Here is a 12434-nt window from a genome sequence, read left to right as displayed (position 1 = left end):
TATGATTCTCTGGGAATTACTCAATTTTTATCGTTTTTTTCTGTACTTCTCGCAATATTCCCAAAAACTAGTGTACACCTCGTCAAGAACAGCAATGATCTTTTCTTTTTCTGCATTGCTTAAGTTTGGCATGATCTTGTCGCCACCGGGCTTTAAAATGTTACGCATCTTGCGATAAAATGTAGGGATGCTCCAAGCACATTCCTCACATACACGTTCCCGAAAATAAATTGGTAAATTGATCATCCTTGAATGCACATCCTGTAATAGATTAATTGGTACCACCATTGATGGTTTCGATTTTTTCATTTTGTGGAAATTTTGATTTAAAAATTATAAATTATTGTAAGCTTTTTTGTAGTAGAAGAAATATGATTAAAATGGCAGATAAAATCAGGAGTGGGAAGAGTTCAATACTTGTGGAAATCTTTGACTTATGCCAGATTATTGTATTATTTCGCATGGAATGCTTACCGTAAAACTTGTAATCCCTTTATTGCTCGTGATCTTTATACTACCCCTAAGTATTTCGGCATATACTTGACACAAATACAATCCAACCCCATCTCCCGCACCTCCCGGCCTTACTTTATAAAATAACTTTAAAATATGCTTGATTTCCTCGGGTGGAATTGTATGACCGAAACTGATAACTGAGAAAGTTATATACTCGGCGAAGCCAGTAACAACTAACTGAATCTCCTTTCCTTTACTATATTTATAGGCATTGCTTAAAAGATTTTGAACTATCTGCCTGAGTTTTATTTTATCAGAGACTATGGTCTTACTTTGTAATTCATTATGTTCGATAAGAAGGTTTCTTTCCAAGGTTTCATTCATAATATGATAAGGAGCTGCACATTCATCTAAAAAATCACCTACTCTAAATGACTCAGTATCGGGTCTCAATGAGAAATCTTCCTCTTTGAAGCGCACGGTTGTAATCATATTAGATAATATCTGAGTACTATTGAAAAGAATGGCTTTAAGAGAAGTTAAATAGTATGCGAAGTCCGTTTGACATGAAATGAAAGGATCGGTTTTATCAATAAGGGCTTCAATAGCCATTGAAGCACCCGCTAGTTGAGTTTTAATTTCATGTGCAAATAGTCCAAGAAATCTCTCCACTGATATTTCCTCCATCGTTTTACGCTCAGTAAGTATGAATGAAGCTTCAATAAGTCTTCTATACTCTGTATCCACTAATTCATAGCAAAGCAGATTGCTTTCGTATCCAGATCTGGACATTGCTTCGAGAACCCGATCTAGTCGATGGGTTTCTGTTCTCAGATTGGAATTATTGCAGAATGAATAAAATACCTCCATCGGATTTACCATTTCTTCATCTGACAAACAGAATGGAAATTTGACTTTTTGAGTTAACTTTTGATTGTTGTTATTCATAAATGATGATTGATATAAGCTGATATAAATAGGACAATTAGAGGCTATGGAAAGAAGTTTCCACATGCCGTTTCATTCGAATAACCCCAAATACATGATTCTACCAGTAATTAATCTTACCGACAATAGTCATTCACGGAGCTCCAAACTAGATTTTAAATAATCTGGATTGACGGTGGTCAAATTGCTTGGCGACCAAGCATAAGGAGGTGCCAGGGAATTTGAGTTGCCCTATTGATGCCGCTATAAATAAGGAGTGAGGTCAGATAGAGTAAGAAGGTTTCATGCAATACTCAGCAGAGGAAGCATTTATGGTACGGGAAATAATAAGGGCTGGAACCCACCCGCATTGTCTATCTGGCTCTGACAAAGCCAACTACCTTTCGGTAGTCAAGCACAATACGTAAGTAGGCCCAACCCTTTTTATCTGGATTGGGCGCCTTAACTTACACTCGTGCTTTAAACTGTCAGATTCGATAGACGAGATTCGTTAAACGCTTACCTTCATATCTTAAGTAGCGCAAAATAATGATTTCTTACAAAAAAGTCAACTCATTATCTATAGCTATATACAAGTATGATTATTATGTAGGCAATTTAACAAAAAATATATACACTACAAATAAATAAATAAACAATCTGTATATAATAATATCGTTATTGTATATTAATATATTGACATTCAAAGTGTTTCGCCATTTTTGCCCTAACTGAATATTTCTTTAAATGGCGAAGAAAACTAAAACATCTCCCACAGATGATTCGAAGAAAGCGCGCGGCCGCAAAACAAAGAGTATTGAGGAGTTAAAACAGGATATTGCATCGAAGCGTCTTTCTATCAAAACACTCATTGAAACAGGTAAATTAACCAGACTACGCGAGTTGGAGCCGTTGTTTTCAAAGGCCATGGCCGATGAAATGGGGGTTAATCACACTAGATTCTCAAGCAAGTTTAGGAGTCCTGTAGATTTTGGTGTTAAAGAGGTTTATAGATTTGCCTTATATATTGAAACTGACCCACAATTGTTTTTTAAGCAAATAGGAAAAGAGGTCTCTAATAGCAATGATCTTCTCTCAAAACTGAAGAAGTTTAAGAATGTAGAAGATATGAGGCAATATACTACCAAAAGCTAGTCTTACAAAGAACTTCCTTATATCGGGATCTCCATCCAGATGATGTAGACTTTAAAAGAATTGTTGAAATTTGAACCCCAATTGTTTCAATATGCTGAAGGTTCGAGATACAGGAAAATGGATGCAGCCTTCTTTCCATTAACATCGTCTTAATTAATATCTTGCATTTTAACTTAATGTTGGTCGAAATAGATTACCCCTATATGTTACAGTTGAAGATGAGATCTGCTTATAGCAGCTCCACACAAATTCAATACATAATTTTAGTTTGTTCCTTATGATTAGGACCTCAAAGACCCAAAGGCATTGACATATGAGTACCAAAAGTAATGTTTATTCCCAGGGTGGTGGCGGCAATAATTTTGAAGTGCAGTTACACACCCTTTATTTTATTTCCTTTATCCTGGGAGGGCAAATTCCGGGAATGGATCAAGGCACCATCATTGAATTTAAACAACAGAGCGGATCGCTGGGCTACCAGACCGATGATCTGTTATTGGTCTGTGAGCGACGTGGTATCACCTGTCGGATATTGGTGCAAGCAAAACACCAGCTCACCATTTCTCCTCAATCGCCATTATTTCAAAAAGTGATGACAGCAGCATGGAAGGATTTCCGTAACCCTGCGCTCTTTAATCCGTCAACAGATAAAATCTTTCTGGTCAGCGCCTTTTGGTCGGCTGAGGTTAAAAAACATCTGGTACCGCTTCTGGAATGGGCCAAATGCAAAGACCTTACTCCTGATTTTGAGAACGAGGTCAGCCGTGTGCGCGCCAAAAAGCAATTCTACGATTATTTTGCTACTGTGATCCGGAACCTGGAGCCGGCTGTTACAGGTGAAGATATCCATCTATTTCTTCGCTGTTTTGAGGCTTTAGACTATGATTTGGACAAGCAGGCTTCTACCGCCAAAGCCAATGCATTAACCCTTTTACGATTGGCCAGTTTACAGAGTGCGCCATCCGCCGAAAGTATATGGGACGGCATTTACCACGAAATGGCACAAAAAAATGCTAGCGGCGGTATTCTGCTAGCCACCTCTGCTACCGCTTATAAAGATAAAATACAGCCTTCGTATTTAAAGGAGATACAACAGTTGCTGCGTAAGCAAAGCATTGACGCCATGCAATCTTTATCTGCGGTAGCAGACCACATTGGCCGCAAACATCTTTCCCGTCAGGAGTTGATTGCCAACGGCATTGAGAAATTGCAGTCCTGTCAAATCCTGATGGTCACCGGCGATGCGGGCGCCGGCAAGAGTGCTATTGTAAAAAATCTTCTGCATCTTTTGCAGCGCGATCAAGCTGGGTTTGTGATCGCAATGGGTGCAGATCAACTAGGTAGTGGCCAACTCTCTCACTGCCTGCATGAAGTGGGCTTTACCCATTCGTTAAGCGATATATTTTCCTGCTTCCCTCTGCAAAACAATAGCGTCATTTACCTTGATGCTTTCGAGAAATTACTAGAAGGTGAGGATGACGCTTTCATACAACTCCTGCAGGTGCTAAGTCAAATGCCAGAAGTCAAACTGATTATCAGTTGTCGTAAAAGCCAACTCCCTACTATCCGTTTCCGTTTTTTTTCCGATACCGCGTTTGAACAACTGACCGTTCCCTATTTGTCCGATAGCGAACTTGAAGAAATCACAGCCGCCTTGCCAGAATTAAAGCCGGCCCTCGATAACTCACAAATCGCTGAATTTGTACGCATTCCTAAATATCTCGACTATATATATAAAGCCGGTAAGTCCGGCCTGGTGGATTTTTCCAGATTAGACGAAAAACAGTTGAAATTTCGGTTATGGGAGGCTATAGTAGAAAATAAGTATAGCGCGCCGAAAGATGGTATGCCACAAAAAAGACGCGAAGCTTTTATCGAGATTGCGGTTAACCGATCAAAAAAAATGCAGGCATTTACCTCAGTTGAAAATGCTGATCCTGCAGCCATTACTAGATTATTAGTTGAAAACGTTATTATAGAAGCACCGCTTTCCCCACAGTATTGTCCAGCTCACGACGTATTGGAGGATTGGGCTCTGGTCCGTTATGTCGATGCTTTATTCGATCAGCGAACCAACGACCAGGATTTTTTTGACAAAATGGGTACAGCCCCGGCGATGCGTCGCGCTTACCGACTATGGGTGGCCGATGCCATCAGTGACCAGCATGCGGGAAAAATTGCTTACTTCTCCAAAAATCTTTCACAAAAAAGTGTAAATAACCACTGGCGTTCACCATGCGTAGTGGCCATCCTAAATTCCCCTCACTGCGACAAACTATTAAACGATCACTTAAGCATTCTTCTGGCAAACGACTGGGAGTTACTTTTTGAAATCTGCCAGATCATGCGCACCGCCTGCAGAGAAAATGTGGAAATTGAGGGCAATACCATTCTTGTACCGATAGGACATGGATGGCTACCTATCCTGCGTATCCTAGCCGGCCGTATTAAACAAATTCCTGTAACCACCTTTGGAGGCCTAAAAAGCCTTATCTATGAATGGAGTACTGCTACCGATGTCACAGATGCACTGCCAGATGGCATCAAAGAGGCCGGCGTGCTTATGCTGCATTTATTCGACAATTATATTGTTAAAGAAGAACAGGCGTATTTTCGGGAAAAATGGATCTCCGAGGCCATAGTAGTCCTATATAAATTGTCGGGTGGGATTACGACTGAACTCGCCCTTTGGCTAAAGGCTATAACGGCAGGTAAAGATCAGGCAAAAAAAGTATCTGTTACACTCTATAAGGAAAGGCATCTTTTTATTAATAAAGCCATGTCCGCCCTTAGCTGCCGAAAACTTGCTCAATATTTACCTGACACGCTTATCGACCTTTGCCGTAAACGATGGTATTATACCCCCCAACCCAAACCTGTATATCCCCCTGATAGCATCATGGCACATCTCGAAATACGTGACGAGAGTTATCATTTGGATATCGATGCGGCATTTGGCATGAGAAAAAATTTCCATGAAGATTACAACCCCGTCAGTGCCTTTCAGACACCTGTTTACTGGCTGTTAAAATATCATCCCCTCACCACTATAGATTTTCTCACTGAGTTGATGAATCGCTCCGTTGAACACTATGCTAAAAGCAGGATGAAGGATCGAGATGATATTGTTCACGTTACCCTTACCCTACCCGACGGCATCCAAGTGAAGCAAACCGGAAGTTATGCCCTTTGGCAGCTTTACAGGGGAAGCGTTACCGTCACCCCTTACATTTTGCAATCGGCGATGATGGCATTGGAAAAATACCTATACGAACTTGCCGAGACAAATAGTAATCCAGAGCTGCTACTCACCTGCCTACGTAAATTGTATTTGTGTAGCACCTCGGTTGCCACCACGGGAGTTATTTCTAGCATCGTGCAGGCTTTTCCTATCCAAACCGCAGATATGATTCTGCCACTTATCGACCAGCCTATTTTTTATTCCTGGGACAGCCAGAGATACCGTGACGACTACAGGGACCCCATTTTGATACTAGCTGACCAGGTATATGTTAAAGAGCGGTACCAGTCAAAAGAGCTACCACACAGAAGGAAATATTATAATGGATTACGCAGTTTCATCATTGACTTTTGTATCAACATCTGGACTTACAACTCACAAATCTTTGCTATTATTGACAGAATGAGGGCAACCGCAGATAAAAACGATCTACACTATGCGCAACTGCTAGATGATATTGATCGACGCACTTGGAAAGTAAAACAACAGAAGCAGGTCGGCCAGCACACTTTGCATCTTATCTCTCCAGAGTATGAACCAGAGGTATTTGAAATGGTCAAAAAAAACCAGGAGATGATCGACGAGGTCAACCTTCATTCAAGATACATGCTACGGCTTAAAGAGGATTTTACGAAAAAAACGGTACTTAACTTCGAATTGTGGAGCGAAATATATGGCCACTATAGTAAAATGGAAGAGCTTAACGGCCTTTATCAGTCTTCTGGACTACTGGCTTATCACGGACTCGCCCATTCGGCAAAGCTGAATTCAGAACAGCAAACTTGGGTGATCTCGACCTTAATTAATATTGCAGACAGCCAATCACGGACAATCGGTACATTCGGCGGCGGCTGGAACCAGCTTTATGATATTGAGCCAGCGCTAGTCGCCATCCCCCGGCTGCTGGACATCGGCGAAATCACCGATAAGGAGAAAACGTTAATTATAAAAATTATCGCTCGTCTTGCTATTAAACATCGCGAAGAAAATGATCCTAATCTCCGTCATTTTCTATCTGGCTTTCATAATCACTTTTGGAAGTATTATCCTGACCAAGCCCTGCTGATCTGGAAAGCGGCTGTCAAATATTCCCAACACCTAAAATCATTGCCGCAAATACCTTACCAGGATGAAGAGCAGTACCAACAAGCCCAGTTTGAAAAACTAGATAACTATGTAGATCAGGCAATTGCCGGACAGATTACCTTTGAACTGGAAAGCCTTAAATTAAAACGCCATAATAATTGGAGTCTGCTAACAGGCATAGAGCTAATCACAGATGATGAGCCACCAGAGATCACCACCCAATATCTCTTACACTTGTTGGACCTCTATTTCCATTATGATGAAAGGAAAGAAGAAAACGTAGATGATGGCTGCTATGATGCTTCACATCGTATAATGGGCATGAGGTTAAAAGAGAAACTCTCCGCCATCTTGCTAACCAATCCCCAAGGTTGCGGAGGTAAGCTACTACTTACCTCTTGTCAAAAAATCGCACAGATAGGTTCGTCACTGGACATAGATAGAGATGTTTATCCTCCCCCTCTTTTTGAGTTTTGGAACGAGGTAGCAAAAAAAATCATTTTAAGAGCAGATCACCTTGTCTTTAATGACAAAGCAAACATTGATAACCATGTGACGCGATTTCAATACCTCTGGCGTATGCTTGCTACCCTCAATCATTCTCTAGCTTATAAAATTTTCAGTAACAGAATATTTTTAGATATCGAGTGGAAGGATGATGCTAGGGAATGGCCACCACTTGTGGGCATGGGGGGGTTTTACCGCGAACAAGTAGCTAATCTGGGAAAATTTTTCTATAAAGATGTAATCAATTTGCTTGCCACCATTGGCGATAAGGAGTTGTTACCTGGATGTTTTCTGGAATTGGTCGCACAACTACGCGGGGGAACCCATAAACCAATATCTCTTTATCAATATACGTTGGCCGAGAAGTTAGCCAGGCGACTATATAACCATCACCTCGATGCCCTACGACAAAACCGAGATGATTTCGAGGCTTATATTTGGTTTCTGGAAAAGCTCATCGAAGAAGGATCTACCGATACATATTGGATCATGGAGTTTGTTATTACTTTAAAGAACCGCTTACCGTTAGCATAGTTATGACTACAATATTACAAATGGGCTACACGATATTTTTGTTAAAACCCATCAACAACAACTAAAAAAGAACGCTATGATAGCTGAATTTTCGTGGAAAAACTTTAGCCTAGGGACCGAAGTACAAGTGGCAGGAACTTTTATTTACAATGGCCTTTTAGCTTTTGACGAAATGGAGCACTTTTGTCAGGAGCACGAAGTGTTCGAGTGCCTCTACCAACTTGCCATAGGCATTGAGCGACTGGCCAAGGTAGCTGTCATTTTACTGGAACATAATACAGACATGGATCAAACGGCATTTGAGAAATCTCTTATCACCCATACTACTGGAGGACTTATTGCGCGCATACATAAAAGGACAAAACTTGAGTTAAATCCACACAGCCACCAACTAATCAGTTTACTTGACAGGTTTTACAATTCTATGCGTTATGCAAGGTTTGGAATAGCGTCGAGCTATGAACACACAAAAGCCAGGGATACATTTATCAATTTCCTAAGCGAACTTTTACAGGAACCTATTGATACTCGTTTGCTGTATGCTACGGCCAATGACAACAGAATTAAAGACAGATTGGGACGACTTATAAAAAAGATTAGTTCTGAATTGTATGAGATCATTAAAGACAAGGCTAGAGAATTGCAAATTTTTACAGAAGAGATAGTCTACGATAGCAAAGCGTATAAAATTTTTTTACAGCAGCAGTTCACTTTTAAAAATGAACGAATCCTGCAAAAGGAATTGCTTATTTTTCTGCTCAATAACAAATACAAGACTCCTTGGAAGAAATTGGCCAAAACTCTAAAACCTCTTCCTTTTGATCCAGCGATGACAACTGCTTATGTAGAAGCAATGTTTAGGATAACAAAAGCAGGCGTTCCCTTGGATGAACTGGAATCTATCTGCGAAGATCATCCCTTAAAAGAGGACAGACTGGAGGCACTTGCATTACTAGACAAGAATGGCTGGGGTATTGACGAGAATATTGATGATGATGAAGATCCTCTGTAGAGCGTCGAACTTAACTGATATCATGGATCTTTTGCTATGGTGTAATAGCTATTACAACTTAGCTAATAGTTGATGGGGATACATCAAATTTGTTGACATCTTTGATCTGCTCCTCAATATCAGATACGCTCATGCCCTTGGCATACAGCGATACAATTACTTCCTCAATGCCTTCTACCATGTTCTCCCTTTTGGGAACAATCATAGGATTGAAACTGGCATCTCGATCACGAGGTACTTTAATCTCAGATTCGCCGTAACTAGTCTTTATTTTCTTCTTTCCATAGCCGTTACGGGCGTTATCACCATCTGTTTGCTCATTTTTACAATAGCCTAAATGACCATCCAGCTCGCCTTCCAGCATCTTCTCAATCCCTCGCTTCTGTATTTGAGCCAAAAAATCATTTAGCAGCTTCGCTGTCTTAAATTGCTTTAAAAACTCGTCTGATAAGAAATCTTCTGTGTTCATAGCACTGTGTATATTTAAAATTAAAAAATCGAAGTCGTAAAACCCCGATTTTCAATATTTACACAGTTTTTGAGATAGTGCCTCTTGTAAATGCACAGCTTTTGTCCTCGCTCTCACTTATTATTAAAACGGCGGTAAGTAGTCAAGGAAAAGAATTTTTCGTTTCATATCATTGTCCCCTATTGGGATATTCCAGCGTTCTTCCATAAACTCCAAGAGACGAATGCCACGACTTTCAATCCTTGTCGGAGTCCAGTCGGATTTATCAAATACATCATCTGCATTTGCACACATCCCATTCATAATTTGCTTAAGGTCTTTGAAACAATACTCCTCGCCCTGAACGTCAATCTTAGGCATTAGAATCAGATTTCCAAGGCTGCTACACACTTTTTGCTGTTGATCTCTATTTAGATATTCAATATGGCTACGCCAGCATCCGGCAACTGGTCGACTTGGCATTACCCGATAAACCGTTGTTAAATCCGTCCATGACGAACGCGGATAAAGAAGATCTCCCCCAAGATACTCCTCATATTCATATAAGAAATAACGTATATGCTTCCATGCCAAATAGCCGTTTGACTCCTCAGTACGAAAGGCATCATTAAGAAATGAATAAAAATTATCGAAGTCAAAATATCCCATGGTTTCATTGTCACCATAAATCCAGAAATTAATATCTATGATAAGGTCGTCAATATCAATTTCATCGTTGTATAACTCACTTGCCTTAGCATTAAAATGGTAAGTACCTGTATTTGACCTTCGGAAAGAAACGTTGTACAACAGGAATATGTAGGCTTCTATTGATGATAAAAGTCGTATAAGCTTATCTTCATCTTCCACCTTCATCATTGCAGCCATTATCAACGGTCCGAAAGATTTGTAGCCGAGTCGGTTGAGTTTCTTCAACCATCGTAAGACCTTCCAAGACCACCCCATCGTTGTTACCAATGGAGAATTCGGATTATACATCACAAAACAGCACTTTATAGCCTCAGCAATGCTTATGATGTAATGATCAAGATCGGAAACATCAATACTACCCTCTATAAGTCTTTGAGATGAAAAATTTCTTTCAAATATATCTCGCACATAGAATTCCGGCTCTCTTCTATCATACCTTGAATACATGATCCAATGGTTTTGTAGAAATGCATCATCATCCATTCGACGATCTTTCGTCATGCCGAGATACCTATAAACAATTTTCCATGTTTCATTAATCCGATCTCTCAGACCTATACGATTAACAACATCGATACTCAGTAACGTCGACAAGTATATTAAACGATTCTTTAATTTCTCAAGATTAGATAATGCTTTTCCCCTATTATTCATCGTTTCAAAAACAATGAATATATCCAACTGTTTTTCCAAAATCTTGAAATCAAACTTAAGGTTTTTGACAACTTTTTCATAGATTTCTTCACGTTCCTGAGCGCTGAGAAGCTGCACTCTCATGTCGAAAAACTGCTTAGCATTGAAAAGATTATTCGTATATGATGTTCTTTCAAGCTCATTGATTTCCTGATTATTAGCTTGCTCAAAGATTTCTCTTTTCAAATATTCATAGCTTGGATTATCTTTATGATATCCAAATAAAAAACTTTGGAAATTATCACGTGGATTAAATGTATAGAGATACCGATTAGCAATTACATTCTTTGTTTCGAATAACATAAGCTCGCCTTCTTCCATGTAATTCAAAAGAACAGAAATTAAAATGACTACAGTTGTCATTCTTTGCTGGCCGTCTACAATAAAAAATGGCTTATCCCCCCTACCAATAAGCCATGCGTCTTCGTGCAGCTTCCAATATTCGGAATCGAGAATTTCCTCTACACTTATCATTCCTGTATAATGCATCCTATCACGCTGCAAGTTGAGCAGATCCTGCCAGAAGTCCTCGACATGAGAAATCTCCCAAGAGTATCCTCGTTGATAATCCGGTATCCGAAAAAATTTATTTGTAAATATATCTCTAATTGACTCCATGACACATATTGTAGTTGTAACTTAAAAACGAGTTTAGATCCACTGGAATATCCATTTTCCCCGGCAAGACATGAAAAATATTATTGGCATTTATTTCCATATTCGGAATAAGCGTTAAAATATCTGCATCTCTTCCCTCACGCTGATTGGCTAATGCTGCTTTATCGTTATATTCTTTGGCTATCATTTTTAATTTGGGCATAACGATGCGGGTGATAAACCAAAGATTATATTTCCCACGCAAATAAGACTTCTCCTCATTAATCCCCTTCAATTGTTGATAGTTAATACGGTATTGTATCGAACAAAATTTACTCGGATCCGCGGACGTTTTCACTTCGATTTGACCACGCAATTTCCCTTCACGATATCGAGCTTTAACATACCCTGGAATAGCATTATTCCTCTTTATGACATCCAAATCGGCTTTCTCAATATATTGAGGATAGTGAAGCCCATCTTTGTCAAACACAAACAAATCCTCGAATGCTATACGATCAAGATCACAGTGGTCATCAGTTTTTCGATAAATTAGTATCCAACTTGATATCAACCTGAGTCTTTTTACGAACCGTTTATATATTTGAGCTAATTCTGTATTTATTTTGACCAACAACTTATCCCCTGTATATCCAAAAATTTCCTTTAGAATAATACTGACAACATTAGTGTTTACCAAATAATTTTCCAGCGAATAATACATGGTACAAAAGATATTATGATCTGCTGGCTGTGAAATGCCCAAAATATCATCGTAATCTTTATCATAAAAAAAAAGTACACGGCACTTGGAATACCTTTTCCAGTCTATTTTCTGATATGCCTCCAAAACATTTCCTTTGCCTCGCTGCTTGTGGGGTATGATCTGATAACTACTATAGACACGAAGAGCAAAACTTCTATAGAACTGATAGTCATCATCATCCTCAACGAATAAATGAAGCGTGTTCTTTTTGGGGTGATAATCTTGCAATAATTCAAAAAGGGAAGTATCTACGCTAAAAGACTCCCGAAAGGAAAAAAACTCGTCTTTATAATTCATTGCT

The 12434-nt window shown here is 39.5% G+C and carries 8 protein-coding genes; 3 read left to right on the top strand and 5 right to left on the bottom strand.

What is annotated here, in order from left to right:
- Nucleotides 1-27: 27 nt before the first annotated feature.
- Both F3I09_RS29130 and F3I09_RS29125 read right to left on the bottom strand, forming a co-directional pair.
- Nucleotides 28-309 carry a hypothetical protein gene (locus F3I09_RS29130; protein WP_149698580.1) on the bottom strand — a complete coding sequence of 94 codons (282 nt, stop codon included), beginning with the start codon at nucleotides 307-309 and terminating at the stop codon, nucleotides 28-30.
- A gap of 135 nt (nucleotides 310-444) precedes the next feature.
- Nucleotides 445-1404: a HAMP domain-containing sensor histidine kinase gene (locus tag F3I09_RS29125; protein WP_188133997.1), complete on the bottom strand. Its 960-nt coding sequence runs from the start codon at nucleotides 1402-1404 to the stop codon at nucleotides 445-447.
- 726 nt (nucleotides 1405-2130) lie between these two features.
- Here F3I09_RS29125 and F3I09_RS29120 point away from each other — a divergent pair.
- The 3 genes from F3I09_RS29120 to F3I09_RS29110 all read left to right on the top strand — a co-directional run bounded on the left by F3I09_RS29120 (nucleotide 2131) and on the right by F3I09_RS29110 (nucleotide 8918).
- A complete protein-coding gene (locus tag F3I09_RS29120; RefSeq protein ID WP_149698578.1) occupies nucleotides 2131-2538 on the top strand; it encodes a hypothetical protein in 408 nt (135 codons plus the stop codon).
- A gap of 313 nt (nucleotides 2539-2851) precedes the next feature.
- A complete protein-coding gene (locus F3I09_RS29115) occupies nucleotides 2852-7906 on the top strand; it encodes an ATP-binding protein (protein ID WP_149698577.1) in 5055 nt (1684 codons plus the stop codon).
- Between the two features lie 76 nt (nucleotides 7907-7982).
- A complete protein-coding gene (locus F3I09_RS29110; protein WP_149698576.1) occupies nucleotides 7983-8918 on the top strand; it encodes a hypothetical protein in 936 nt (311 codons plus the stop codon).
- Nucleotides 8919-8976: 58 nt separating this feature from the next.
- Here the strand turns inward: F3I09_RS29110 and F3I09_RS29105 are convergent, their stop codons facing one another.
- The 3 genes from F3I09_RS29105 to F3I09_RS29095 all read right to left on the bottom strand — a co-directional run bounded on the left by F3I09_RS29105 (nucleotide 8977) and on the right by F3I09_RS29095 (nucleotide 12430).
- Nucleotides 8977-9387, bottom strand: coding sequence for a transposase (locus F3I09_RS29105; protein WP_223233428.1), 411 nt, complete (start codon nucleotides 9385-9387; stop codon nucleotides 8977-8979).
- A 123-nt stretch (nucleotides 9388-9510) separates the two neighbouring features.
- Complete coding sequence (locus tag F3I09_RS29100; RefSeq protein ID WP_149698575.1) at nucleotides 9511-11388, bottom strand: DUF262 domain-containing protein; 1878 nt, start codon at nucleotides 11386-11388, stop codon at nucleotides 9511-9513.
- Entirely contained in the window at nucleotides 11375-12430 is a 1056-nt protein-coding gene (locus F3I09_RS29095; RefSeq protein ID WP_149698574.1) for a DUF4435 domain-containing protein, read from the bottom strand. The genes F3I09_RS29100 and F3I09_RS29095 overlap by 14 nt, the downstream gene beginning before the upstream one ends.
- Between the last annotated feature and the right edge of the window lie 4 nt (nucleotides 12431-12434).

The sequence above is a fragment of the Chitinophaga sp. CF418 genome (genome assembly GCF_900142925.1).
Classification (GTDB): domain Bacteria; phylum Bacteroidota; class Bacteroidia; order Chitinophagales; family Chitinophagaceae; genus Chitinophaga.
This window is presented reverse-complemented; position numbering and strand designations above follow the sequence as displayed.

Excerpts from the sequence above, each read along its gene's own strand:
- F3I09_RS29130 (WP_149698580.1), bottom strand. The coding sequence starts at position 309 with ATGAAAAAATCGAAACCATCAATGGTGGTACCAATTAATCTATTACAG.
- F3I09_RS29125 (WP_188133997.1), bottom strand. The coding sequence starts at position 1,404 with ATGAATAACAACAATCAAAAGTTAACTCAAAAAGTCAAATTTCCATTC.
- F3I09_RS29120 (WP_149698578.1), top strand. The coding sequence starts at position 2,131 with ATGGCGAAGAAAACTAAAACATCTCCCACAGATGATTCGAAGAAAGCG.
- F3I09_RS29115 (WP_149698577.1), top strand. The coding sequence starts at position 2,852 with ATGAGTACCAAAAGTAATGTTTATTCCCAGGGTGGTGGCGGCAATAAT.
- F3I09_RS29110 (WP_149698576.1), top strand. The coding sequence starts at position 7,983 with ATGATAGCTGAATTTTCGTGGAAAAACTTTAGCCTAGGGACCGAAGTA.
- F3I09_RS29105 (WP_223233428.1), bottom strand. The coding sequence starts at position 9,387 with ATGAACACAGAAGATTTCTTATCAGACGAGTTTTTAAAGCAATTTAAG.
- F3I09_RS29100 (WP_149698575.1), bottom strand. The coding sequence starts at position 11,388 with ATGGAGTCAATTAGAGATATATTTACAAATAAATTTTTTCGGATACCG.
- F3I09_RS29095 (WP_149698574.1), bottom strand. The coding sequence starts at position 12,430 with ATGAATTATAAAGACGAGTTTTTTTCCTTTCGGGAGTCTTTTAGCGTA.